Origin of the sequence: Companilactobacillus nantensis DSM 16982, from assembly GCF_001435815.1 — a bacterium.
In the GTDB taxonomy this organism is placed as follows: Bacteria; Bacillota; Bacilli; order Lactobacillales; family Lactobacillaceae; genus Companilactobacillus; species Companilactobacillus nantensis.
Genome location: NZ_AZFV01000002.1, coordinates 71,387 through 97,986, shown reverse-complemented (window position 1 = coordinate 97,986; position 26,600 = coordinate 71,387). Strand labels below are relative to the sequence as shown.

Here is a 26,600-nt window from a genome sequence, read left to right as displayed (position 1 = left end):
TCCTTTTAATTTTTATATGGTGTGACTTTTGAAATGGTTGGAACAAAGTAATTATTAGTAATCGGACCACTAGTTATTGTCGATGAATAAGTTATTTGAGACGGTAAATCAATAGCAGCAGATTTTATTTCAATGTAGGGATTATTCAACAAATAAAAATAATCATATGCATTAGGATTAGAAGTCCACATTCCAGTATTACTTTTAATATCCTCGGTCATTCTTGTACCCTTTGGTTGTAAAAACGATGACAGATTAAATTTGTAACCGTTAACAAATTTTTCTTTAGGAATTCTAATTTTCAAAGAATTGAATACTGCATTTGAATTTGTTCGTACATTATTATTTGTATTTACAAAGAAATAATTATCAAATGTAATCTCAATACCATCAGATGTATTTTCAAGGAAATCAGTTGTACCGGATAAAGCAATATCCCCACTAGCTGATCCAGTAAAGAAATTAACAGTTTCTGGCATCTGAGACATAGCAGTCTGCACAGAATATGTAGCAATCATATCGACAACTACATCATAATTTGCACCTGTTGCGCCTGTACTATCACCATCGTTATCATATCCAGTTGCAGATTCAATACTCATAGTTTTATCTGCATTGAACGTTAACAATAATTTAGGAGCTTTAACATTCTTGCCTGAAAGGTTTTCCCCAATACCATTAATAGGAACTGAAATTTGCTTCCCCACTCCAAAATCAGCAGTCTTTACATATGCTGGATGTGGTGACGTTGTTGTATAATTACCAGTTTTCACGATATTTTCAGGATCATAATTTAGATAAATGTCAGTTACTTCACCCTTAACTCCATTATCAAACTTGGTCTTTCGCAAATGAATTAAGAATGTAAGACCGTCGCCAACCATATTCATTCTGGAACCAACATCACGTAAAAATGTCACAGTTTTAGTGACTGCTGGTTCTTCATCTACTGTTTCGTCACGTTGATAAAGTAAATATCTTTCGGTAATTTCACCATTTGCAATTGAACCAGCGTAATAATCAACTCCTGCACTAGGATTCTCAGTATCTGTGCCGGTATTACCGCCTGTATTAGCATTCGTTCCGGTTCCTAGCCAATCAGATGGTAATGAAATCTTATTTGTTTTTTTGTTAACAATTGCTGTATGCAAAATCTTTTGATTTTTATCAACAATTTGAATGCCATCAGGCAACTTAGCAAGTAATTTTCGAGCTGTACTGTCTTTAACGTTATCTACCATTATTGATTTGCCCCCTCAATTTCGTTATCTATTCTTTGTAATTGTGTTTCCAAATCAGTATCTGAAGTACCAATGGTCAGGCTGCCACTATCAACTAATGATTCGATAACTGCACCGACGTTGTCTTGCGTCACAAGCTTCTTACCAGTAATATCAACTTGTAGTTGACTCAAGCTATCTTCCGTTGCCTTAGTCTTAGCGTCAGTAGCATCAATTAAATCATCAACACGCTTAGTTTCATCTTTTACTAAAGTATCAATTTTGGTTTTACCATCAGCAATAGTGTCATCAAGCTGCTTCTTGGCATCAGCCATTTGTTCTTGTAGCAAATCAATTTTTCTTTTAACAATTGCAGTGTACATAGCTGCTTGATAAGCTAGTTGATCCTGACCAGCATCCATTAAATACTTAACTGCATAAAGTGAACGTTGAAATTCTGAAATATAGAATTGATATTGTGGTAATACTGGTAAATCTTCACTACTACCAATAATTTCAAGGTCAAAGTCTAATGTGGTGATTGCTTTTGTTCTATCAGGATCCTCAATAACAAAATGTGCCGACTTATAATGTCCGGGAGTTTGTGCAATGACCGGTTCAGGCTTCCATCCGAGCTGGCCCATAGTTGCCTGTGTAACATTAAATCCAACATCAGATCGAATGTATGCACCTCCGGCATCCGTCCCCACAAAGGAAATCAAGCTATCTTTCAACGTGTCCGTGTCAGCAACATATTGTGTAAAGTCTTCCCAGTCACCATTAGGTGTCATAAATTGCATATCAAAGATTTGATTACCAGTTTGACCTTGTTTAATCCAAGCATGTTGCATTTTCCGACCCTCAAATACAAGTTGAGCCCATCCTTGTGGCAATAAGTGACGGTCTTCATCAGTTGTATATTGGGCTGGCAAATATGCACCCTCAGCTAAATTTGTGCAAAAGAAAAGCGCCTGTTCTAAGGGAATAGTCGCTTTTTGTGTTTGATAATCATATTCAGGCGTTGTTGGTGGCGTAGTTGGTTGATTAATTTCTACCATTATTTGTTAGCCTCCTCTATTTCGTTATTCATTCTTTGAAGCTGAGAATCTAAATCTGGATCATCACTATCGTCATTATTACCTGTGTAGTTAGGTGGAAAATATCCGTTAGCAATAGGCTGGTCAGGAAATTTGTTCTCGATATTCTTCATACGTTTTTTAATATCTAATTCAAAATCATCTGTATGCTTTTTGTCATAATAACCATTTATTCCATCTGCAGTAATTTCAGATAAATCAACATCTTTTTCCTTCGCTAATTCATCTAAATATGGACCAATTGCAAGTAAAAAATCCGTTTGATTATTAACCTTATTAGTCATACGTTCCAAGTAACTTCTAATTTCATCCCAATTATGATTAGTTGAATCGAAAATATTTTGGTCATCTAATGCTCCCCAATTACTGATCATATAATCAGCTGATAAGTGAGTATCGTCAGTATATTGTGGTCTTGGAATTGTTTTATTCAAATTCAACAAATTATAGCGAGTTGCTTTTTGTGATTTATCTTTCTGTAGATAAAATTGATTATTATCTTGATCTAGAAAGATGTTAGTTTTGTCAGAATTAACTTGATTCGACATTTTCTGTTGCTGCATTTTCATCCAAATTTGTGGAAATTCTGATTTTAAAATATCTTCCGGTAAATTAGTTAAATTTGCTATCGACATTCAAACACCTCCTTATAAATTATTAATAATTTTGTATGCGCCATTACGGTAAGTTCTATCCAAATTAAATACGGTAGAAGCTAAATCACCCATGATGTTTCCAAACGTCAGCTCAGGTTCCTTATTGGTTGGAGACTGCAGGTAATCGGTCACTTCAATAATCCGCGCTTTGATGTCAACACCGTACCGGTCTTTGATAAATCCAGAATTACCAAGGTCAACATTATTCAAATTGTTCAACAAATTATTCTCTTGAAACTCGTGATAATTAAGGGTGATTTGAGTCAATGGATAATCCTGCAGCTTGTTTTTCAAATGCTGGATCAGTTCTTCTTTTGTCGTTGCATCCTCATCGGTAAAATATTCATCATCAATCGGACCATATATATCAACATTGGGTGATGTGTACTCCGCAGTAATAGTTGTCGTCTGATCACTTGAATCACCGTCAGTACCATCAGAAGATGCATTTTTTAAAGTAAACTCACCTTCAATATGAGTTTTAATGCTGCTGTCATCATTTGTTGATTCAATAGCATTCACATTGCCATTATCGATAAAAACAAATGAATTATCCTGGCCAATCTTCTTATACAAGTTGATGTGGTAGTTGTAGCATTGATACTCATACCCGTAATCTTGGACTCCATCGTTTAAAAATAAGTCCAAAGCATTACCTTCAGGCAAATCATCAAACTTATGTGGCAAGAAATCGTCAAAAATTGTGTAAGAAAAAGGCGTACCTGCAGTGAGATATGCCATAAATTGACCTAATGTCCATGAAAACGATGTATCAGTGGGATCTTCATCATCAGAAATTTCTTTGATAGCAACATCAGTTTTGCCAGAAAAATCAAAATCATCAGCTGAAACCCAACCATTACTAGAAACACGATACCAAGTTTTTCCACCGGCACCGTCTGTAACCTCTCCATTAATGCGCCAAGAACTACCATTATTCAAAACTTGGCCAGTTTCTTTTTGAGGTGATGTTGGTGAATCATAGACTTTAGATGATGTTGGTGTTTCAGTATCTGATTCAGTCTCAGTTGGAGAAACATCAGTCTCACCATCAAATCCAATATCAGTACCTGAAATCCATTCATTGTTTCCGATTTGATACCACTTTTTCCCATCGGCACCTTTAGTAACCTGACGATTAACCTTAAATTGACCACTAGCAATAGTAGTAACTTGATTTTGAGGTAGCCAGGGAGAATCATAGACTTTTGCCGGTTTCTTACTCTTAACAGAACCTTGACCATCAACATTAGAAGTTGTAAAAATCTCTGGCTTAATATCACCAGGCTTATCAAATGGTAAATACTTTTCCGAAATCCACTGATTAGTAGAGATTCGATACCATTTAATACCATCAATTGTTTTGGTTAAATCAATCTGATATGCTCCACCATTTGCAACATTTTTTACCAATGTGGTTTCATCCCCTGGAGTGCTGTAAGTAGGTGCCCCCTCAGCATCCATAGTTGAGACCGTACCGGTAGCATGACCCGTAGATGCTTCCTCTGTATTATTCTTATCAACTTTAATTTCAGCAGCTTTAATCGTACCTTGGCCAAGAACGTTAGTTACCTTGGTATTTTCAGGCTTAGAATCACCATCTTTATCAAACACCAGGTACTTTTCATTGACCCAACCATTTGTAGATACTCGATACCAAGTTGACCCATTAACAGTAACTGATTTATCAATTCGCCAATCTGTTCCGTTAGCCAACTTCTGGCCAACTAGCGAACCACCAACAGGATAAGAGTAAACTGGTGCACCGTCATCAACCATCGTTGAAACAGTTCCGACTGTTTTAGTCCCAGTCGATACTTCCGTTGTATTGACTGTTTCCTGTGCCTTGGCTTTATGAATTTCACGATCACCAAGGTCATGCAAAACATGATAAGCTGTCACATCTTTAGTAGGTGTATCGCCAGTTCGGTAACCATGCCGATTCAATACTCTATACTGTTGACCATCCTCAGGAAGTTCGACAATGCTACGCTCCTGAATATTATCAAAACCTGCAGCATTTCTATCGAACCGGTACGTAGTAAAGTCAATCTGAGATACAGCATTGATCTTACGATTACGTTTGATTTCAGTAATATCAGTCAGTGGTGCTGCTTGATGTTTCAAGTCATAAACTGTTAACAAATTAACCTCCTAATAATAAAAGCGGGTATCAAATAGGATTGTAAAGTTCCCTTGATAACCGTTTATTTTTATATGGTTCCAGCCTTTGGCCAAATCAATTAACTCGTGATTGCCCGAGTCGTAAATCATGCTGCCATTCAAAAATGGCAATGGTCCGTTTAACACGAACTCATCACCATCCCTAATACTGGTATTTAATTCAAATGTCTGATCAGTCGTCTCGTTGTAAATAGTCAGGTTACTTGCCTGGCCATGAAAGACAATCTTATATGGTTTTTCCTCGGCCATAATATCAATATTTGAAGCATTATAAATATCAAACTCTGGGACACTGTATTCATACTTGAGCCTCTTATTTAATGGAAGATTCATCCCTCCCACTGATGACCATTTAGACAAATCATCAATATGAGCAGTTGTATCAATACTTTCAGCATATCCTTCAATACAATTGAGATTGAACGATATATCACCACCCATATGCCAATTGTCGTAGAATTTGAAAGGCTGTTGATCAGCTCTAACTTTCCAACGAATTGTCGGAATCCGTGCATCGATAATATAGAAGTCTTCCATAGAATCGAAAATCCGAAAAAACTCATTCCGCTTTGAAATAATCGTTAAATTACTGGAAGCAAACACATCCATTGAAATAGGTATGACTCGTGGACCCACAGTAACACCTGTGACCTTTTCACCATACTTACCTACCTGAACCGAATTAACAGTGAAATTGGCTGAAGGTGGCGAAAATTCAATTATTTTAATATCCAATTTGTTTAGATCATAGGTAGTCCCATCCAATCTTTGAACAATTAATGTTTTCAAATTAACGCCCCTTTCGTGTCATTTCAGCTCGAATATAGTCATTTAGCATTAGTTTTGTCTTAGGGAATGTGGCGGTGGCCAAAGTCGAACCATCAATGTTGACCTCGATAGTAGCATCCCCAGACATGGCATCAATAAGACTATTCATCTTATCAATAACGCCGGCAATCATATTCTGACTGTCGGCGTTATTTGATGTGCTGTTTGTATTTTGTTGCTGTACTGCCTGTGCTTGAGTCATTGGTTGTGCCTTAAATCCACTGATGGATTCAGGAGTGACACCAGCACCAGGTAGAACAATCTTCTCAAAAGCAGTTGGATTAACATCTGAGATACGTTTAAGCAAGTCAGACGTTAATTTTGAAGCTGTTGACTGATGTGGATTGATAACAAATTCATCTTGTCCCTCTTCAGCAACATCAATTGTTTCAGGCTGATATACATGGCCACCAGTATTCATACGTCTGTGACCTTGAGGGCCGGAATGTAACCAATCAATCTTAGGAACGCCCCAGATAACTGTTGGACCAATAGAATTTTGCCAATCAGAGTTATTAAAGAATGCTAATAACTCATCAAAAGGATTCATTCTATTAGTGTGACCAGGCATGGCAAATGCTCTGAAAGTTCCAGGAGTATATTGCAGAATACCGGCAGCTTCATTACCACCAGAATTCTGATCATGCACAGTCTGTACAACACTCTTGCCACCAGATTCAGATTGGATAACGCCCTGCAACATCTTTATAAAACTGTCAGAGGGATGAACGCCCATAACTGCAGCAGCTTTAAGAATCATTGCAGGATCATAGCTACCACCAGTTGACATCAAATCCTTAACTAGTTTATCTAACCAACCAGTTTGTTTCTTTTCAGTCTCTTTGGCACCACTACCGATACCAGCTGAGTTACCAGTAAATGACGACATATCAAATTGATTATCGACCAGCTTAGACCAAGTCTCTTTGGGATGCGAAATCCAATCAATTAGATCGCCCACACTATTTTTAATCCAATCCCATGAAGTCTTAGCAGTATTAGAAATCCATTCGCCAACGTCACTACCAGAACCTTGAGCAAACATAGGGATGCCAAACGCATCCATGGCACTTTTAATTGTCTTTGTATCTCGACCAGAAAATACTTGAGCACCAGGATTCAACATTCTGAATGTTGGAACTGCAGGCGAAAGTTCAAGTTGGCCATTCCCATAATCGATTAATTCTGGTTCATATCCATCCCCGACGATTGATGGTGTTTGAGACGTTAACTTTCCATTAGTACCGGTTTTATAAGGAATACCTCCATTTATAATAGTTCCCATGGAGGTAGTTGTTTTACTTGTGTGTTTTTTATAATTAGACTTACCGTCTAATTGAGTATTTATATTTATCGCACTATCAATACCATCATTAAAATTATTATTAACACCTGTATCAATGGCAGCAGATGCTTTTAGAGGAATACCTCCATTGGTGATAATCCCATCACCAAAAGCTTGACTCAAACTTTTACCATGACCATTAGCAACACTTGTTGGAGAAAATTGAGCAACAGATTGATCATGAACTGTAGTTGCTGAGGATAAGGGACTATTTATGATAGACATAATACCATCAGAAAACCCTTGTGTTACACCTGAACCATGATTATATGGTTGACCGGTTGGTGTTAAATTGGCTTCTGTTTTACTTCGAGCATTATCAGCGGCAGAAATAGCAGCCTCCGTGTTGTTACTAATTCCAGTTCCATAACTTCCAATAGTTCTGCTACCTTCACCATTTAAATTAAGCTCGGCAGACTTCTTAACTAGTTTTTGAAGTTTACTCATAAAGGTAGAGACAGAAATATTCCCTTGTTCAAATCCTTGGACCAAACCGTCAATGTTAACTTTCCCTTTACCCTTTAAGTCAACAGTAGCACCTTTATTGATGGCGGTTTGAAGCCGTTTCATTTCATCCTGTGCCTCAGGAATCCCTAGTCTTAATCCATTGGTTAAAGTCTTGATTTGGTTCTTACCAATACCAGTAAGGTTTTGATCATAGATCGAGTCTAGTTGTGCTTTATACTTATTCTCAATTTCTTGAGGATTAGTAATACCTGCTTTAATAGCTTTTCTTAGGGTGGCCATATTGGCATTACTAATATCATTTAGTTTTGGAGTTTGATTATAAATTCTATCTAAAGTAGCACTAAACTTCTGTTTTATTTCGTCAGGATTAGTTAATCCTACCGCAACAGCATTATGTAAGGTTTCAAGGTCTGATTTACCGACATCGCTTAAATCTTTAGTAAAGATACTTTGCAATTGAGCGCCATACTTGGCCTTTAGCTCATCAGATTTAATCGAATTATTCTTTAATCCGTCTTCAAGCGTAGATACTTCTTGCTTACCCAATTTAGATAAATCATCTGGGAATAATTGATAAATTTTATCACCAAAATGCTTCTTTAATGAATCAAGGCTAACAATTTTATTTTGATATGCAGACTTCAAAGATTTAATTTCTTGATCAGGAATTTGTGACATATCCGTTGGAAATAGTTCCAGAACAGTCTTATGAAATTGTCCTTTTAAATCCTTGAGACTAATCATCCCTGATTCAAGTCCAGCACGAAGTTCATTCTTATCAGGGTCCGATAAATCCCTAATATGAGTCTTATTATCATTCTCTAAATCCTTGAAGAAGCCTTGGAAGTAAACTTCTGCTTCTCTTTTACCTTTGGCACTTCCAGAATTGAAGTCATCCCAAAACTCTTGTGCTGACTTTGTACCATACTTCCCTAGATTAATGTTCTTAACATTGTTGGATAAATCAAGCCCCCATTGTTTAGCAACCTGAGCAGTTGACCCAAATTTATTGGATTGGAGACCTTTGAAGTACGATTCTTGAATCTTCTCGGAATCGGCTGCCATATTAGAAGCTTGTTTGTCAGTCTCATTTTCTAATTCTTTTCGATCAACCTCAGCTTGAACAATGGCTTCTTCTCGAGACAATCCCATCTTTTTATAGAATTTAACACTATTTTTATAGAATTTCTCTTGATTATCCTTAACAGTACCATGAGCATTCTTCTGTTCAGCAATGTATCTCTTGTTAGCGTCCTTAGTCTGATTTATCCATTGTTCACGGGTTACGTATTGATCATTGGTTACAGACTTGTAAACTTTTTGACCATACTCATCAAGTTTAGTAGACACTTCATTAATACTTTTCTTGTCTTTAAGAAATTCAGTCCCAGTATTCTTGAAATGTTTATATAATTCATCCTGAGAATTGGCATAAGAAATATTAGACTTGGCAATCTCATTGTTATATTTGAATTGAGCCACTGAACTCTCTTGATGATACTGTTCGTCGGTAATCAGATGTTCGCGATGAGATTTCTTTAGGGATGCTAACTCTTTATTGCGTTCTTTTTCGGCAGTACCAGCAGTCTCACTATAAGCTTTCTTTTGGGCTTTAACGTCTTCAAGATACATTTGACCAGTAATGTTACCATGTTGTGACTTATAGACATTCAGTAATGCTTGCTGGTCCTTCAAAGAAATGGCAAAGGCAGATGTTTGTTCAGCAATGTAATTCTGTGCATCCTCAAATTGGCTACGTTGCAAGGCAGACATTTGAGATAAATCGCCATTAACATCGGTATAAATCTTATGAATAGTAGCTTTTGCTGCTTTGACCTTGGCAGTTGATGAATTAGTAACTTTATCAACATGGTTCAAAACTGTATTAGTTAAATTGTCTCCAATAGCACCTAGATCAGAATTTAATGACTTGATGGATTTTTCACTATCGTTCTTCATCTTGTCAAAACCAGATGTAACCATCTTGACCATCTTGTCATACTTATTTACGACAGACGTTGACAACTTCAAGGATTGGTCCTTTGTTGAATTATCAAGCTTCATCATGTCATTAGTTGCGGACTGACGAAGATTATTGAACGACTTCATCACTTTTTGAGTATTAGCACTGACATTAACGCCAAACTCATTAAGTGTTTTCTTATATTCAGCTAATTTTTTCTCATGTTCATTATGTGCTTTGACTGCAAAATAAATTCCAGCACCCAACGCAACAATACCCGCGGTAGCTAAAGCAGTTGGAACAATAAATGTTCCCATACCTGCACCCGCTGCTCCAAGTCCCGGAATCAGCTTAGTTAATGCACTTTTTAATAGTCCAGTCTTATTGGCTCCCTGCATGGTCTTCTCGGCCATGACTTCAGCACCCTCGCCAACGGCCTTAGTTCCAAGATTCATTTTATTAGTAACTAAAAGTGCAGCTTTTTCCGCTGCACTCATTCCCAAGGTACCTTCCTTAGCATCATTGATAAACTTAAGGATATTAGGACCGGTCATTAAGAAACTACCAATACCACTATTCAACTTACCCAAAATTGATAGACCAGGTCCAATTGTTGCAAATAATGCTGCAGAGGTAATAATTTGCTTCTGTGTACCGGCGTCTAGTTCTGAAAACTTGTTGATTATGCCCGTCAAATCTTTGATTATTGGTGTAAGCGTTGGCAAGAGTTTTTGGCCAAACTCAACTTCTAACGCATGCAATGAAGAAACAAATTGCTGTTGTGAAAATTGAGCAGTATCACGCATGGTGTTGTTGTACTTGTTAACAGTACCGTTAGAATGTTCAATTTCATCAGACAAGCTTCTGTAACGACCTAGTTCAGCATTCATCAAAGTCATACCGACTTTCATGTTTTCTTGGCCAACTACGTCATACATGAATTTCTGTTGTTCTTTTTCATTCATCCCTTGATATGCTTTTTGCATTTGTCCAAGGATGTTGAACATTGACTTCATCTTGCCATTAGAATCAAATACTTGAATATTGTATTTCTTTAAGTCGTCTGCAGCTTGACCAGTACCAGTTCCGATTCTAGTCATCAATGATGATAATCCCGTACCAACTGATGATGCATCGATACCAGCTGACTTCAAACGTCCAGCAATTGCCAAGAAATCTGCAGTAGAAATACCCATAGCATGCATGGCAGCACCAGCATTACCAGAAATCTGTTGTAGGTCTCCAAGTGACATGGCACTCTTGTGAGTTGCTTCGGTCATTTGGTTCATCAGCTTGTTACCATTTTTGATAACTTGACCATTAGATCCTAGGTTCATACCAAATTGTTCGAGCATTGAAGCTGTTAACTTGATAGAAGTACCAGTCTTATCACTATTGGCAGTCATTGTCTTCAGCAATTCAGGCATCATACCCATGGCTTGCTTGACATTGTAACCATTGGAAACCAGCTCAAACATACCTTCGTTGATTTCTTTAGTTCCAACACCAAACTGCTTTGACCATTTAAGTGTCTCAGTTGATAGCTGTGACATGATAGATGTAACTTCTTGGCTAGAATAGCCTTGAGCAACAACTTCCTTACGGATATCTTGTAATTGATACTGATAATCCATGGCAGCCTTAGTAGCTAATCCCATGCCGGTCACAATTGGCAATGTAAATCTGGTACTCATTGAGTTACCAACTGAAGTCATATTATCACCGATACTCTTATACTTCTTACCGGTGATATTGGCTTGGTCTGCCACTTTGGCCATCTCTGGTGTCAAACTACCGTACTTTTTGTACAAAGCTTGGGCAGATGCTACCAATTTCTGTTGGTTTGCGTCCAAACTTTGTAATTTAACACTGGCCATCTTGGCTTGATCAGAATTTTCACCATATGCTTTGGTTACTTCGTCTAATTGTGTACGTTGTTTAGCCATAGCCTTTTTAGTAGCTTCAAGTTGAGTCTTATAACTGTCTAACTTGTTCAAACTTGATTGATATTTATTACCAAGTTTTTCATTAGCTTCAGACAAAGTCTTATAAGATGCTGCAGTTAGCTTTAATCTACTTTGAAGCTTCTCATATTCTTTAGCTTCTTTTTCTTTGGACTTGGAATCATTGTCACTAGAACGAGACGAATCATCAGCTGACTTCTTTTCCTTATCTAATGCCTTACCAGTATTCTTAACAGAATCAGTTAATTTATCCGCGGATTTAGCGGCATTAGAAGTGGATTTATCCAGTCCATCAATTTGCTTATCAACGTTTTCGCTAATACCAATATTCTTAGTTAATTCATCAATCTTTTTAAGGTCAGCCGTAGCATTCTTAAGTAAAAGTTGGACATCAATAACAACTCTACCATCAGCATCATTTGACATATATTTTTATTCCTCCTTTCCTCAAAATTTGTAAAGCTTTAAATCTTACCTTCATCCCTTAGTTGCTTCCGTTTTAGCATCTTGTGGTTCATATCCAACGGAGCTAAGATTGCAGCTAATTCAGTCTTAGAAAGTTTTCCGTCCTTAGATGTGCTCTCAAGGGCATACATCAACTTCATTTGATTCAAGAAATTCTTCTCATCGTCACTCATGTCATCGGTAATCTTCTGTTGCCGGTACGAGGTGACCTTTCTAAAGAACGTTTGATTGTTCAATCCATCAAGCAGCGCATTAAATTTTTTCCAACTCAAGGTTTCAAAAACTTTTGGATCAGATAAATCAATTCCGTACTGTTGCATGAATGCTGAATAAATCAGATTGAAATCTTGCTCATAATCAAATGACTTAGATTGATGTTTCATCAAATCCGCCCGCTGTTTATCTTTCTCGGTAAAAATAAAAGAGCTGTAGATTTTCTCTACAAGCTCTGATTTTTCGTTAATATTTAACTTTATTGTTGATTCTTGGACAAAAGAAAAGAGCGCTAGATTTAAGCGTTCTTCAACAGATAGATGGTCAGAATCATTAATGTACTTGAAGTATTCAATAACTAATGGAAATGATGTGTTAATGTGATACGTCTGATTCTTGAATGTCAGTTTGTTCTTGGTCAGTAGATTCATCTGGCTTCATCTCTTCAATCTTTTGCTTATATGAGTCATAAAAATCGGTTGCACTAGTTTCCTTATCAATCTCGTTATTGATCATGATGATTACTTTATTGAATACTACTGATGAGCCATCACACATTTCATAAATTTTCTTGGCCGAACCTTGTCCAAAACATGTATCGAGATACTCACACTCTAATTCAAGTAAGCGCTTATTTCGATTAGCATCATTTTTCTTCATCATCTTTGAAAATTTATTCGATAAAGAAACACTTGCCTCTTTGTAACTAACCTCAGTCATGTTTTCATCAGTAGCAGCACGTGCTTTCAAATTGGCTTGTTCTTGATTATATTGAGTGATTTCAATATCACGCTTATTGATATTTTCAACTTCTTTGGCAGAAATCTTGTCGAATACTTCAAGACACTTACCACGTGATTTATCTTCAAGTGACAACACAAAATTAGTTCCACCAATTTCAAAATCAATTTTTGACTTGGGTATATCAATTTTAATCATCTATCTTGTCCTCCTTTATGTATTCCAACCACCACCACTACCAGTAAGGGAGCATGCTTTATTTATTATTCAGCAGAAATAGTAGCGCCGTCATTAGTTGCATCAGATGATTCATTTACTGGTGCATCTGGAACTGGTGTTTTGACTGTGAAGCCTTTGACATCAGACTTACCTGATTCTTGACCAGTTGTTGCATCCTTAAATGTATTTTGATACTCACCATCGGCAACTACAGTACCTGGAGCCAACCCAGTGATTTTTGCCTTCTTAGTGCCTTTTTCACCTTCGGCAACCTTAGCACTGGTTTTATCATAAATAATCATTGTTTCATTGGTACGATCAGACATATTCATTACCTCTTAGTTTTAAATTATTTTGCTGAAACATCAGCACCATTATTGGTTGCCTCTGACTTATTATCAGTTGGGTTTGCCGGTTGAGTAGTATCAGGTTCGACATTATCATCGCTTAGCACAGGGCTAGTTACTGAGTTAGCGATTTTACGTGCATCGTCAATCAATGCAACCGTAGAATCAGAAACATTTACGTCTGATGTTTCTGTCAAATCAGGCTTGTAGATAGCAATCTTGCCATCAGCTTGAGGTTGTTCAACGTTTGCACCAATAATTGTGGCGTTTTGACATGGTGTTTGATGAAGAATATTGTCCAATTGTTGTAAGTCCTTTGCGTCAACAAGTTTAGGTGTTTGCAAATATTGAATAGTTACTTTGAAACCACCATTATCATCTGCTGCACCACCACCATCATCAATATCTGAATAACTGGCTTTACCATATTCAGATGATACCAATGTGAATGAACCATCTGGATTTTCCATATAACTATTTTTACGGAAGAATAAATTACGTGATGATCCTGTCTTATATTTCAGATTTGCAATCAAATCTTGTGTAGGATTACCTTTAGAACGATCACCAGTTACGTCATATGATGAAGTAACACCAGTAACAACGTTTTGTTCAGTACCTCCACCATCCATGTACGCTGCGGTTTTCTTTTTGTCAGTATACTTTGGCGTAACATTGGTAATTCCATCTGCTAAATATAACCACAATAATTTACTATCAAGAATCGGACCTACCCAATATTCATCATGAAAGTTTTCTGTAATCTTTCCTTTAAAGTCCACATTAGTTGTGGGTGTTAATACTTTATCATCAGCCATTTAGTTGGCCTCCTTATCTATTAATAATTGCTTCTACTTCGAAAGAGACATCGTAAACACAAAAGACGTTATCGCCGGAGATTTTTTCTCCAGTAACAACGTCTAAATTATCTGTAACATTTGCTATAAAACTTGGGGGTTGCTTCATTGAGGCCTTAGAAAATTCAAAGCTACCGTTTTGCGACTTTAATTGACTTGAACGTACTCTATTCATTAAATCAGCAATACGATTCAACGTATTGGTAGCCTCTAACCAAGAAGGACACTTAGCCTGAATATCAAAGCTAAATGTCCTTTTTTGTCTACCATCACGGTAGTTCGTATATTTTTGAAGTGAACGCATTAAATAAGCAAAAGATGTTCCATGTGTTGACGGTTGGCCAATCACCAACTCAACTGGTAAATCAGCATTTTCATCAATGTATTCCGCAATAACTTTATCAAGATCCAAGACCTGTACCATGAAGAATAGCCTCCTTAGTGAATGAAGTGATTTTATTCATTGCATCCCTCTTAACTGGCTCAATCCAATTAGGACCGGCCAAGGGATGATGAGTTGTTGTATAGTGCAACGGATTACCATTTTTGCTAAAGCCATTATATTGATAATGGCCATATTTTTCACCATAAATAATATGTGCACCAGTATCATCATGATTAACACTTACATGCCCAGCTAAATTACCACTGAGAAAGGGAACGTACGGATCAGATAGCTCACGTATTTTATACGCTAAAGCCATCTCAAGCCCCTCTTTGTTTGCTAACCGTTGTGACCAAAAGCCCCAATCTACTTTATTATTCAAGATTTACCTCCCAATGATGAACATGGTCTGGATTCAGTCCATACAATGCTGATATCCCAATAACTTTACGACTTGTTCCATTCCAAATCACTTTATCACCAGGTTTAATTACATAGTCGCCAACATTAACTGAGTTCAAGTAGTCAATGAATAGCAAATATGAACCTTTGGTCTCAGGACCGGTACTGCCATTAGATGATGTATCTTTAGGCTGTACTCTAACACGTTTGAACACATGACCCTTTTCATCTTCAGATGGATGTAATGAACCAACATTTGACTCACGTTCAGGAATCACTTCAATGTTGTGTATCAGTACATTCAGTGGGATTGGATAGTCATTTACCATTGGCCAACACCTCGATATAGCAATCCAGTAGGTCTAAGATACTGCAATGCCTTTTCTGATCTAACAGCTCTCATACCTGTGCTATTAGATTTCATACCAGACATCTGAAAATTGCCAACCTGAACGCCTGTCGGAGCATTTTGACCAGTTAACTCAGTGTTACCACCCAACTCAAATAAATGCTCCAGTTGAGCACACAAGGCCTTCTTTACATTAGTCTTGTCTTGTTCAAGCGGCAGGTCATCAATTGAATGATAGTCAAAATAAAAATTGCAGAATTGATTGATTAAATCAGCTGCTTGTTTCAGATTCTTATCGATAAAATCTTTATCCAATTCAATCGTCCCACCGTAATCAGTATTATAGAAATCTAAATCAACAGCTTTATGTAATTCCACAATTATCATCCCCTAACTATTTTGTTGTGCCGGTTCCAGAATCACCTGCAGGCGTATTTGAGGTTGTCTCTTCATCATTATTCTTTTTGTTTACTTTTTGACGTGCATTTTGCTTATTCTTTTCTGGAGTAACGCCACTAGGTACGATAGCTGACACCGCTTCATCTTGGAATACCATGAAAGCTGGCGTAAATGTTGCTTTGATAGCAGCCATATCACGTTCAGCCAGGTTAATTGGGTGTCCATCTTCATCATTAATGGATAAAGTTGCCTCAGTCAAAATTTCATACTTAATACCACCTAGAATTCCATAACGCACTTTATCCCAGTCAGCCAAGATTTCTGTAGCTTTTGTCTTATCCCATGAACCACGTGAAGCCCATCCAATAGGCAATCCAAGTAAATCAGCTGTAGAACTACCGTGAGCATCATTAAAAATAGGATTTCCATTGCCATCTTTAGTTGCACGATATTTTACCTTTTGTGATCGTGGTGCAGCAATTGCATTAGCATCCAAGTCTTGTCCTTCCAAAAATGCCAAAGCTCCAGAAACATCATCATATTTATTCTTCGTTTCACTCGTTACTTGCTCAGCAAGCGCAGCAGAACCAAGAACTGATTGTGGAAATGGCGAATCGGTTCCAAAGAGTGCTGATTGGTCAAATTTTTTAGCAAAAGATTCTGCAATTTCAGCCTTCATCAATTCAAAGAAGTTAGTAACCGTGTAATTTAAATTTTCTTTTGTGGTTGGGATAATAACACCCATCTTATGAGCTTCAATCCATGCCTCTAAAAATGTAGGCTTACTTGTTTGAATTTTTTGCCCTTCTTCAACCCAATATGCACCAACGCCTGTCATGAACGTAAAACGTTCTTTGGGTTTAGTCATTGGGATTGCTTTGGCCAATTGCATAATTGCAGAACCAGTTTTAACACTAGTAATGATTTCATCAGTTAGATTTGCTGGAACCTCGCCAGTCTTCGCATCTTGCATTGTTACATTGTCTGGATCAAATGTTACTGCCATTTAAAATAGCCTCCTTATTTAATAATTCTAAATTGATTTAACTTATCAATCTGATCTTGAATAGTTGTTTTAGTTTGTTTTTTACCTTGGATGTTCTCCTTAGTAATAGCCGTACCATCAGGACCAGTCTTTACATCCCCAGTAAATTGAGGATTGGATTTTAATACGTCCTTAATGGCCTTGCCGAAGTCCTTTGCAGTTCCGTTAGCCACCTTTGCCTGAGCAAGAATAGTAGCATCTTCAACGTGATCTGAAACCACTCCAGCCTTGAGAACTGCGTTAGTAGCTTCTAGGGATGTAACCTTAGCAGCTAAAGTTTCCTTTTCCTCGTTAGATTTCTTTAAATCTGATTGGGAATTCTCTAAATCGGTTTGATTAGCTTTTGTTGCATCGTTTTGCGCCTTGACTACATTCTTTAATTCATCCACAGAATCAAGACCTGCATCTTTAAGTAAGTCAGTGATTGCTGATTGCTTAGCTGATTCAATATCTTCAGTAGAAACATTTGTACCAGTTTCAACTTGAGTATCTGATTCTGTATTTGTATCTTCTGTACCTGTATCAGTTGTTTCTGACATAAAATATTGCTCCTTTCTAAATTTGGGTATAAAAAATAAGCAGTTTCATGACTTACTTAGGTCAAATACAACTTGTTACCGTTCACGATAGGTCTCACGTGTTAAATTATTTGAAGAAACAAAATCACGCAATCTCTTACTACGCTGATTTGTTAACTTCTTGCATTGATCAATCTGTTTTTGATCACCCATAGCCTTAGCTGACTTTAGTCTACGCTTAGCTTCTCTCAATTTATTTTCATATCCCCGTTGCTGTTGAGCAATCTTGTAATTACGGCTGTTTTCGGCAGCGTCTATTTTTTTATCCTCGAAAGCATCCCCAGTTTCAGGAATATAAGGCATTAAGTGATGTCTGCAGTTAATACCACATAAACCACCACCATATCCATAATTGGTTGAATCATAGAGATTAGGGTACTTGTCTGTCTTACCTGCAAGACTGTAAATCTTATCCTGATATTTCAAGTGAGTTGGCCGACAGTCAGCATGGCTTGATATCTTAACTAAATTGCCACCGTATTCTTTGAAACGCGCTGCTTCAACGTCATTGTATAAATCATTGATTGAATTACTCATGACTAACCTAACGTATACATCAGGTGCCCAGTGTTTCCCAGCAGAATCAATTAATGCTGGTATTCCTTGGTCAGCCCATTTGTATGAAGCCCTTGTTATAGCCTGTTGTGTAGTTAAACCTCCACGTAAGTATTGAGTAATAGCATCCCTGATTATTCCCTTGAACGTTTTAAATGCATTCTCGGTCATGTTATTCATAGCTAATGCAAGGTACTTAATATCATCTCTCTTATGTTGATTAATTACTTTCTTGACTTTAATCGATTTATTTATCGCTGGGGCTGGAGTTAAAAGTTTCTTTTTAACCTGATCAGCAAGCCAAGTCTCTTCAACATCCATGTTCAAGTTAGACTGGTCGTCCATCTGATTCTGTAACTTTTTGATGGCCTCATTGAAAGCAAATCGTATCGGTGGGGATGTTTTATCCTTCAAAAGGTTTCTGTACTCAAGTAGTTCATTTAACCACTCCTGTGTTGAACTAGAATCTTCCAAACTATTTTTATCAATTGCATTAGACAAAACTTTGACGATAATGCCCCAGACTTCATCTTCTACTACTTTTATCTTTTCAGTAGATGACGCTGCTAAAAGTTCTAACTCCCAGGCATCAAGCTTCATGATCATTCTCGTTAGTATCTTCATAGTGATTATTATCTAAAACATCATCCATGCTGCCCTGAGACTCTTCTTCATTAAGACGGTCCAAATAGTCTTGTGCTTGGTCCTCAGTTAATCCAAAGGCCTGCATGATTGCATCTTTACGTGGCATAAGAGGCTTGTTACCTGTTATCAATTCGTAGTAGTTAGCATTTTCTGTTCTGTCCTTAGCAATTGAATCATCAAAGTTAACTGATACATCAATATCAGTTGTTCCAGTATAGATTTTTGAAGCTTTACCAAGTTCAAGAATCGTCTGACACATCTTCTTAAATGCATCTTCTAGGATAGTTTCATGACTATTCTTGGATTGATATGTATCTGAATTACGGCTGATAACGCCTGTGGCTGTTTCTAACCCTTGAGTATTTGAATAACTGAATGAACCAGCACTAAAGCCCGTTTGTGCAGCCAAGATATCAAGAAGTGAATTGATTGTCTCAATAATTTCCTGATTTCTCAGTGGCAAGGTAATGTCTTTAGGGGCTGGTGGCGAATCTGCACCTGCAGTTCCATTAAATGTGAATCCCTGGTAAACCTGCTCATCATAATTCATGAAGTATTCAGGGATGCCTGTATATGGATTAACACGTCTTTCCATTAGCTGGTCCGGAACAATAATACGACGTCTGCCCATTTCCATTTCTTGGTTCAGCATGTCATAGGCTTGATCAAGCTGTTTCAATGTATCAATGGCATTAGCATAAATGGATATCCCCAATGGACTGTTATAGCTAAAATTATTAGCCAAATTAGGCTTCAAATAAATGAACGTAGGACGTGTGTAAAGTAACTTGGGGTAATTAGACTCATCATTTACTGAAGTCCCATACACAGTCTTCAGTGGAACCCTAGTACCCAAATCATCAGAATTAGCATCAATTGATTGGTACAAATCATTTCTAACAATGTAATTCTTATCGTCTTCAAGATGCCATTCAAGTAGTGTGTAATACTTACCTGATTTAACAAACTTCGAGGCGATAACACACTCAGTTACACCATTTTCGTCTTGTGAGATTGGATAGAATGAATCAGCTGTCGCAAATCTAATCTTAACTTTACCATTGGCAACATAGAAACGCATTACCATCCCTCCAGTACCAAACATGTACTCAAGGTATCGCTCACAGTTGTTATAGAAATAGTTATCATCCAAAGTCGACTGAATAAAGTTGTTTGCTTCATTGTCGCTTTGGTCATCATCAGTTGCTGAATCATCTTTATTATCAGTATGCTCAGTCACAAGAATATTAACTTTCTTACTGAATACTAGGCTGGCCATCTTCTTAGATAAGATTTTAGGCATGTTCAATGACTTCTGCTTATATGAATGTGGATTGTTTAAGGCTGAAGTCCATTTTTTATGAATCCACTTTGGGTCTCCTTTATACGCAGCATCCCATAAATCAATTTGTTTCACCTGGTCATCATCAATCAGTAAATTACTGACATCTGACACACTTTCAATCGACTTGATCAGTCCCATTTTTGCTAACACCACCTTTATCTTTGACCATAAATTATTAAACACTCGCATCACCTACCATACTTTTGATAGAAATAATTAACTGAATAACGAAACTCATCCATTGCATGGTTATTAGCATCTACTGGATAACCACTATTGTCATCCCTGACATACGTTCCAATCTCTCGAATGAAATTGTAATGGTCATACTTCATAGGGATGCCACTGTCTGGAGTTTCAACCAATTTAAATTGACCATTGGACATTAAGTTCTGTGACCTTTCGATACCAACTTCAATACCTTTACGACCACCGGCTACTTCATGAGCATTGTTGTTTGCTCCTTGAGTAGCTAATCCAACTCGTTTTAGTTCTTCACGTAATGAACGTGCTGCAGGATCAACTAGGATTATATTTGAATACATCTGATACGTTTTGTGACACCAATTGACAAACCTTAGTAGTTCTTCAGCATACTTGCTCATTGCTTTCACATTGTGTGTATCTCGTCCCGAATGGTAGTAGTTGGCCACTCGATTCAATACGAACTTAAAACGACCACTGTCATCTCTTACTTGAGTAATAATGTTACAGCTCATTGTTGTAGCATCCTCTTGACCTGCATCGGTGCTGAAGAACATCTCCACAGGTTTGCCCATCAATGTTTTATCAGTCATGTTATCTTTATCAAACATGGAATAGATAACACCTTCAGGCATTACACGTTCGCCTAACCAGTCACGCTTATATAAATAAGGATTGGCACTGAATTCTGCTTTAAGCTCATCCAATCTGCTTGGTGTCATGACTGGATTATCTCTCATAGTCCAGTGTTGCCATTTTGCTCGGTGCTCCTTAAAGAAATCTATGATGGGATGATTTGGTGCTGGTGGGTTTAAATCTCCCAAATGGTAACGAATATAGGCATTGGCAGTACGTCTGAATGTTTCCTTAAGAAATTCTTGATTAAGCAAATCAATTTCTGTGTACGCCACTGATCCTAATGACATCCCTCGAATACTATTAGCCGAGTTAGACTTCCCGCCACCTTTGAAGTAAATCTTCTTTTGGCCACTCGGCAAATCAATCGTTAAATTATCACCACCACGATCACGCTGTAAATGTGACATTCCATCAAATATGTAGGCCAGTCCAAGTCCATCACCCTCGATATAAATCTTGTAGGCAATCTCCTGATTAAAGCCTGACACTAAATGTGATTCGTCCGGAGACAACATATAAAACATAGCCAATCGCATACATGCTGCAGCAGACTTTCCGGAACGGATAGCGCCCTCATTTACTTCAAAGGTATGATCAAATGGAGCTGTAATAAACTCTTCTTGCAACGGTGAAAATTTAATATCTTTAATCGGAGTCTGCATTAGCATCACCTCTGTTTTGCTTCTTCAAAATTGCTGACATAGCCTTGATGATTGGATTATCAGCACCATTATTTGTAAGTTTGTCAGCATTATATTTAAGAATCCTAGCCTGTTGCTTAGTAAGTTCTGCACGTCCTTGAAGTAACTCTTGGTCCATAGGGATGTTCATTATCTTGGCTTTCTCTTTGACTGCCTTTTGTAATGAATTTCCAACTGCAGTTAGTGCATCTTCAAGTTTTAATAAGTCATCAAACTTCCTATAAGATTGTGTCATTGAACCTGTCGGAGTTACTTCATTTACTTTGGTGACTATTCGATTACCGTTATCATCATTAAATGAACGACGTTTCTGTTTAATTTTGTTATAAGTTTGAACTTCAATATCATCCATCCCTTGGACAACACCATTGATACGTTTGGTAATCCGATACTGTCGAACTTTCAGCTGGCGTATTTCGGTATTAATGGTTATCAATGGATCATCAGTCACACCTTCAAATATTGCCTGCTCATCATCAGATAACTGATCAAGAATGATGGTTTCATACTGACCTGTTGTCAGTGCATTCTTATTCCCAGGCGGTGCTGAACCACCAGAATTACCGACAGCATTCTTATTATTTTTAAGTGAACGAAAGGGAGCGCTCCTTTTGGATATCGGAGCGCTCCCTTTCAATTTATCAGCCCATTTGTCTTGAGACTTCCATTTTCGGATAGTAGATGCTGATACTTCTAACTGTTTGGCAATGTCAACAAGTGGTTTGTCTCCCTTAGAATCCAGCCATATTTTCATTGCCTTATCACGGTCAGGATTTCTAGGTCTAACCACTCATATTCACCACCTCCCCTAGTAAATGCTATCCGTGTTTGTTTCAGAATTTTTTAACGATTTGATTTGATATCAATCTTCTCATTCTGCTTTTTTACTTTGGCTTCTTTATCAATGTCACCAATCATCTTAGCTTCTAAAGGTGTCATTAATCCAAAACTTGTTTTAACTAATTTCATTGAAGCGCCTCCAACAATTTTTCGGCAGTAATTCTTTCAACAAAATACTCAACCCCACTTGTCATGATAATAATCATAAGATTCTCATATTCACTACTACTTTCTATTGAACAGATTTCTTTTGTACTAATCCAGACAATACTTGAGTAGACGTCTGTTGAATCATCACTTAAATAATAATTCTGAATTTTAATCATGATAATATCTCCATTAGGCAAAATAAAAAGACCACTCGTGTGAGTGATCTAATAAAATAATGGCAGCCTCCTACAGCATCCATCATCTAAACGGATATCTGGACTCGAACCAGAATATTAAATTGATTGATATTTTTATGACCAAATCAGTATGCAATATATTTGTTAAATTCTTGTATTCAAGTATGAAAGAAGGAGGATTCAATCTAATACATCCCTTGATTATCCGTATAATGCAGTCAGCTATTAAACTAACTGCAAATGTCATTTAAAAGTGTCTAGTTTTAATGACTTTCTTTGTCAAATTGCTCCTTTTTGGCGGCAGAGTAACCGCAGTCGTTACCATATGACACTTATTTTTAATCTTTCGACAATACCAATATACATCCCCAAAGCGAACTTTTTGCCCCAAAATATGGACAAAAATGCGACATAATATAGACAAAAGTGCGTCACTAAACAGATACATTATCTTTTTTCTTTTTCTTGTATACCAGCAACTCACCAAACCTATAGGATTCACAGAATTGTAACAGCGCCTCGCTTTGCCTTCGTTCGACCGTTTTTCTAGCCGTAAGGCTTCCAAAAACCAAACTAGCTATTTCTACTCTTGTGTGAAATTCCTTTGACATATACCTGAAGTAGATTACTTCAAAACATTCTTTGGATAACGTTGCCGCAGCTCTTTCAATTTCTTCAACTTCCCATCTTGCTGAACTAACATCAGCAGTCATATTTTCCTGAGAATTACCGAATGAAGATCCTTTAGGCATGTCTGTTATTACTGGTGACTTTATATCAGTAAGTGACCGCCCAGCAACTCTGGATAATCGACGATACTGAGCTAAAACTTTTCTAGCGTTTTTTCTACTTTCGTTTCGATTAATTTCTGGCAATAAAAACAAATCGGCCGCCCCCGTGATATAATTGATTTTGACTAGAAACCAATTAGCTGCTCACCTTGTGAGTGGCTTTTTTATTTGTCTTCGTTTAAAACATCCAAAATAGCAGATGCAAGTTCATCACAATCCATAATCCCTTGACTAAACAAATATTTGGACAACTTTTTTTGACGATTGTAGTAATAAATAATTCCTTTAGGAATCGTTTCTTCGTAAGTTTTTTTGAATATGTCATCCCTGATTGCCCAATGTTCTCCGTTTATACCTGTTGCAATCCAATCGCCGGGCTTAACATGCATGATACCTTCAATAGTTTTGAGTGCAGCTTCATCAGTAAACATTGTGTCCTCGTTGTGATAAAGATGATACTTTATAGCCATTGCTTTTGAATTGTCGAATTGTTCTGCTTTTATATTCGTCACTTTTCGATATTCCTTAATCATTTACGCTCACCATCTAAAATATTTAATATTTGTACTGCTAATTTATCGTTATCCATTGTTTTATCATGACTGTCTAAAAAATCTTCTAAACGATCATGACGGTCTGTATATCCTTCCATAAATTCTTCATACAATGTTCTAGGACCATCCTTACTAAGACGTTGACTAATGACGCCTGAAATATCGTCCATACAGTCAACCGTTAAATCCAACTGTTCGTTTTTAACATTTGTATTATCAAAAATATCTTGTTTATTATCGCAAAGCATTTTAATAGCAAAATTTAAAGATTGTACCGTTGCTTTGAGATTATTTCTTTTTGAAAACTTCATTTTTCCACCTCATAACTCATAACGGATAAACTTGTTAAAAGACATTCCTCTGAACAAAAAATATTGTCACTTCCGTCTTGCTCTTCAAAATATCTAGTTTTCAAGAAATCGTCTCCAACTGTGTAATAATCATCTTCTATTTCAATTCCACATTCCGCACAATATATTTTTTTAACTTCTTTGAAATCTGCACGAAAGTGTATAAAGTCATCAATATCTTTCAAGATTTGAGCACGTTTAGAAGGATGTTCATTGATATAAATATCTAAATAAACGAACTCCTGACCAAACCATTTTGTTGTAACATCTGGCATTTTCCCAAACTCAAATCTTAAACGCTTGAGATCACTTCTCTCATATAGGTCATACCCTTTTAATATTCTCATGCCCATCTATCTCCTTAACTGAATCTCTTAAAGTTCTGAACAATACACGTTGATTTGTGTTTAATGAATCAGAAATAAACTTTTCCAGACTTACAACTGTGGGCCTATGCATTCTTTTGTTGATGAATACGTAATTGGTTTCAGGAACATATCCATGTTTTGCATAGTTAATACGTTGTTCCTTTTTTAAGTCTTCAAGTTTAAACATGACCATACTATCAACGGGGATTTTTTTTGTAGATACTTTGCTAACGATACGAACACTGTTATTAACCAGATCAATATCTTCCCAGGTCAATCCACTAATTTCCTTAAATCTCATCCCTGTGTATAGAGCTAATAAAACTTCTAGTCCTGCAGTATTAGCTAATGAGCCATAAACTCGAGCATAATTATCAATAATTTCTAATTCGTACTTGGTTAAATTACTCGTTCTAATCTTCTTCATTACTATTTCCTCCATTAAAAATTAACCAATTTTCAGCAAACTTAACTTGTTGCCACATGTAAGAATCATCTTTCTTACCGCCAGACAACATCCAATCTCCCATTCGACTCTTAATATCAGCTAATACAGTAATAGGCAATCTATCAGATATTTCTAACAATCTTTCAATTGGATCATTATTCAAATTCATCATCCCCATAAATTGTAAAATGACTTGGTTTAAATATTTTGAATTGATTTAAAGCTTTATTAAATTCTTCTTCTGTCAAAAATAAATATTTATCTTCATCTTTTTCGACATATTCAACTGAAAACAACCCATACCCATCATCGCTATCAGAATACTTTCCAACATACAATTCGTTTTCGTAGTTACCAGTTATATCAGTCAACATATATACATGTTTCATTTTTGAAACCTCCTATTGCTACCACAAACTCGTTTCGACAGCTCTGTTTGGATAAAGAACTGGCTGATATTCAACTGCTTTGGTCTTAATCTCCACCAACAAACTATTCGTATCTGGATAATATATGTATTCATGCTTATTAGTTTTTAAATGAACCATTTTATGGTCAGATGATCTATGAATTTCTTGAATATCTTCACTGCCGGACTTGAGCCAATCTTTCAATTCATCTAAAACATGATTTTCAACATCATTCATGTTTTTCACCTTCAACCTTGAACCCATTGTTAATTGCATCAACACATTTTTCATATGCAGCATAATCAAAGTGATTACCTTCAAAAATCCATTCTCTTAGTGCTACTTCGTAGTCCTTTTCATTAGAATCGCTAAGAATTAAAGAGCTTAGACTAAAAATTAATTCCATTTTAGGGACAAGCAAGGAGGTTTTTGATTGCTTCCAATACCAAACATCAAACACTTTAGGCATTATTACCTTTTGATATTCCTTCTGAATAATGCTATTGGCCACGGATGATATCTTGTCTAACTTGTCCAATGCGTATAAGTCAGCATAGCCTCTTAATTGCTTATCTTTAGTTATTTTTCTAATAGCATCAGCCATCTGGATAACATCAAATTTATGCTTTGGAAAATCCAATATTGTATATCCATTTGCTTCCATAATTCGTTCTCCTT

General features: G+C 36.8%; 31 protein-coding genes. All 31 read right to left on the bottom strand.

Annotated elements, in window-relative coordinates; genetic code table 11:
• Positions 1-5: 5 nt before the first annotated feature.
• Positions 6-1,241: a hypothetical protein gene (locus tag FD31_RS01490; protein ID WP_057890998.1), complete on the bottom strand. Its 1,236-nt coding sequence runs from the start codon at positions 1,239-1,241 to the stop codon at positions 6-8.
• Positions 1,241-2,278 (bottom strand): hypothetical protein, encoded by a 1,038-nt coding sequence (locus tag FD31_RS01485; RefSeq protein WP_057890997.1) that lies wholly within the window; start codon positions 2,276-2,278, stop codon positions 1,241-1,243. The genes FD31_RS01490 and FD31_RS01485 overlap by 1 nt, the downstream gene beginning before the upstream one ends.
• On the bottom strand, positions 2,278-2,952 hold the full coding sequence (locus tag FD31_RS01480; RefSeq protein WP_057890996.1) for a hypothetical protein: 675 nt from the start codon (positions 2,950-2,952) through the stop codon (positions 2,278-2,280). Before FD31_RS01480 ends, FD31_RS01485 begins: the two co-directional genes overlap by 1 nt.
• 12 nt (positions 2,953-2,964) lie before the next feature.
• Complete coding sequence (locus tag FD31_RS01475) at positions 2,965-5,118, bottom strand: phage tail protein (RefSeq protein ID WP_057890995.1); 2,154 nt, start codon at positions 5,116-5,118, stop codon at positions 2,965-2,967.
• Between the two features lie 9 nt (positions 5,119-5,127).
• Positions 5,128-5,946, bottom strand: a complete 819-nt coding sequence (locus FD31_RS01470) for a phage tail domain-containing protein (RefSeq protein ID WP_057890994.1) — start codon at positions 5,944-5,946, stop codon at positions 5,128-5,130.
• A gap of 1 nt (position 5,947) precedes the next feature.
• Complete coding sequence (locus tag FD31_RS14355; RefSeq protein ID WP_057890993.1) at positions 5,948-12,151, bottom strand: phage tail tape measure protein; 6,204 nt, start codon at positions 12,149-12,151, stop codon at positions 5,948-5,950.
• A 38-nt stretch (positions 12,152-12,189) separates the two neighbouring features.
• Positions 12,190-12,834: a Gp15 family bacteriophage protein gene (locus FD31_RS01460; protein ID WP_057890992.1), complete on the bottom strand. Its 645-nt coding sequence runs from the start codon at positions 12,832-12,834 to the stop codon at positions 12,190-12,192.
• Complete coding sequence (locus FD31_RS01455; RefSeq protein ID WP_057890991.1) at positions 12,779-13,342, bottom strand: hypothetical protein; 564 nt, start codon at positions 13,340-13,342, stop codon at positions 12,779-12,781. The genes FD31_RS01460 and FD31_RS01455 overlap by 56 nt, the downstream gene beginning before the upstream one ends.
• Before the next feature lie 65 nt (positions 13,343-13,407).
• On the bottom strand, positions 13,408-13,689 hold the full coding sequence (locus FD31_RS01450) for a hypothetical protein (RefSeq protein ID WP_057890990.1): 282 nt from the start codon (positions 13,687-13,689) through the stop codon (positions 13,408-13,410).
• Positions 13,690-13,712: 23 nt separating this feature from the next.
• A complete protein-coding gene (locus FD31_RS01445) occupies positions 13,713-14,528 on the bottom strand; it encodes a phage tail tube protein (RefSeq protein WP_057890989.1) in 816 nt (271 codons plus the stop codon).
• A 13-nt stretch (positions 14,529-14,541) separates the two neighbouring features.
• Positions 14,542-14,991: a hypothetical protein gene (locus FD31_RS01440; RefSeq protein WP_057890988.1), complete on the bottom strand. Its 450-nt coding sequence runs from the start codon at positions 14,989-14,991 to the stop codon at positions 14,542-14,544.
• Positions 14,969-15,334, bottom strand: a complete 366-nt coding sequence (locus FD31_RS01435) for a minor capsid protein (protein ID WP_057890987.1) — start codon at positions 15,332-15,334, stop codon at positions 14,969-14,971. Before FD31_RS01435 ends, FD31_RS01440 begins: the two co-directional genes overlap by 23 nt.
• On the bottom strand, positions 15,327-15,683 hold the full coding sequence (locus FD31_RS01430) for a putative minor capsid protein (RefSeq protein ID WP_057890986.1): 357 nt from the start codon (positions 15,681-15,683) through the stop codon (positions 15,327-15,329). The genes FD31_RS01435 and FD31_RS01430 overlap by 8 nt, the downstream gene beginning before the upstream one ends.
• The gene (locus tag FD31_RS01425; RefSeq protein WP_057890985.1) at positions 15,677-16,081 is read right to left on the bottom strand and encodes a head-tail connector protein; all 405 of its coding nucleotides are present in this window, start codon (positions 16,079-16,081) and stop codon (positions 15,677-15,679) included. Before FD31_RS01425 ends, FD31_RS01430 begins: the two co-directional genes overlap by 7 nt.
• Before the next feature lie 16 nt (positions 16,082-16,097).
• Positions 16,098-17,108: a phage major capsid protein gene (locus tag FD31_RS01420; RefSeq protein ID WP_083483553.1), complete on the bottom strand. Its 1,011-nt coding sequence runs from the start codon at positions 17,106-17,108 to the stop codon at positions 16,098-16,100.
• Between the two features lie 14 nt (positions 17,109-17,122).
• The gene (locus FD31_RS01415; protein ID WP_057890984.1) at positions 17,123-17,686 is read right to left on the bottom strand and encodes a hypothetical protein; all 564 of its coding nucleotides are present in this window, start codon (positions 17,684-17,686) and stop codon (positions 17,123-17,125) included.
• Between the two features lie 75 nt (positions 17,687-17,761).
• Positions 17,762-18,880 (bottom strand): phage minor capsid protein, encoded by a 1,119-nt coding sequence (locus tag FD31_RS01410; protein ID WP_057890983.1) that lies wholly within the window; start codon positions 18,878-18,880, stop codon positions 17,762-17,764.
• On the bottom strand, positions 18,870-20,408 hold the full coding sequence (locus tag FD31_RS01405; RefSeq protein ID WP_057890982.1) for a phage portal protein: 1,539 nt from the start codon (positions 20,406-20,408) through the stop codon (positions 18,870-18,872). Before FD31_RS01405 ends, FD31_RS01410 begins: the two co-directional genes overlap by 11 nt.
• 50 nt (positions 20,409-20,458) lie before the next feature.
• Entirely contained in the window at positions 20,459-21,775 is a 1,317-nt protein-coding gene (locus FD31_RS01400) for a PBSX family phage terminase large subunit (RefSeq protein WP_057890981.1), read from the bottom strand.
• Positions 21,759-22,604, bottom strand: a complete 846-nt coding sequence (gene terS / locus FD31_RS01395; protein WP_057890980.1) for a phage terminase small subunit — start codon at positions 22,602-22,604, stop codon at positions 21,759-21,761. The genes FD31_RS01400 and terS overlap by 17 nt, the downstream gene beginning before the upstream one ends.
• Before the next feature lie 53 nt (positions 22,605-22,657).
• Positions 22,658-22,783 (bottom strand): hypothetical protein, encoded by a 126-nt coding sequence (locus tag FD31_RS14445; RefSeq protein WP_268872406.1) that lies wholly within the window; start codon positions 22,781-22,783, stop codon positions 22,658-22,660.
• Positions 22,780-23,001: a hypothetical protein gene (locus tag FD31_RS01390; RefSeq protein WP_157049138.1), complete on the bottom strand. Its 222-nt coding sequence runs from the start codon at positions 22,999-23,001 to the stop codon at positions 22,780-22,782. The genes FD31_RS14445 and FD31_RS01390 overlap by 4 nt, the downstream gene beginning before the upstream one ends.
• 434 nt (positions 23,002-23,435) lie before the next feature.
• A complete protein-coding gene (locus FD31_RS01385) occupies positions 23,436-23,885 on the bottom strand; it encodes an ArpU family phage packaging/lysis transcriptional regulator (RefSeq protein WP_057890978.1) in 450 nt (149 codons plus the stop codon).
• Positions 23,886-23,956: 71 nt separating this feature from the next.
• A complete protein-coding gene (locus FD31_RS14520; protein WP_307724936.1) occupies positions 23,957-24,325 on the bottom strand; it encodes a hypothetical protein in 369 nt (122 codons plus the stop codon).
• Positions 24,322-24,657: a hypothetical protein gene (locus tag FD31_RS01375; protein WP_057890977.1), complete on the bottom strand. Its 336-nt coding sequence runs from the start codon at positions 24,655-24,657 to the stop codon at positions 24,322-24,324. Before FD31_RS01375 ends, FD31_RS14520 begins: the two co-directional genes overlap by 4 nt.
• Positions 24,654-25,043, bottom strand: coding sequence for a hypothetical protein (locus FD31_RS01370; RefSeq protein ID WP_057890976.1), 390 nt, complete (start codon positions 25,041-25,043; stop codon positions 24,654-24,656). Before FD31_RS01370 ends, FD31_RS01375 begins: the two co-directional genes overlap by 4 nt.
• Entirely contained in the window at positions 25,021-25,491 is a 471-nt protein-coding gene (locus FD31_RS01365) for a site-specific integrase (protein ID WP_057890975.1), read from the bottom strand. The genes FD31_RS01370 and FD31_RS01365 overlap by 23 nt, the downstream gene beginning before the upstream one ends.
• Positions 25,478-25,684 carry a DUF6877 family protein gene (locus FD31_RS01360; protein WP_201782107.1) on the bottom strand — a complete coding sequence of 69 codons (207 nt, stop codon included), beginning with the start codon at positions 25,682-25,684 and terminating at the stop codon, positions 25,478-25,480. Before FD31_RS01360 ends, FD31_RS01365 begins: the two co-directional genes overlap by 14 nt.
• Complete coding sequence (locus FD31_RS01355; RefSeq protein ID WP_057890973.1) at positions 25,668-25,901, bottom strand: hypothetical protein; 234 nt, start codon at positions 25,899-25,901, stop codon at positions 25,668-25,670. Before FD31_RS01355 ends, FD31_RS01360 begins: the two co-directional genes overlap by 17 nt.
• A gap of 18 nt (positions 25,902-25,919) precedes the next feature.
• Positions 25,920-26,159: a hypothetical protein gene (locus FD31_RS01350; RefSeq protein ID WP_057890972.1), complete on the bottom strand. Its 240-nt coding sequence runs from the start codon at positions 26,157-26,159 to the stop codon at positions 25,920-25,922.
• Complete coding sequence (locus FD31_RS01345; RefSeq protein WP_057890971.1) at positions 26,152-26,586, bottom strand: hypothetical protein; 435 nt, start codon at positions 26,584-26,586, stop codon at positions 26,152-26,154. The genes FD31_RS01350 and FD31_RS01345 overlap by 8 nt, the downstream gene beginning before the upstream one ends.
• Positions 26,587-26,600 lie beyond the last annotated feature (14 nt).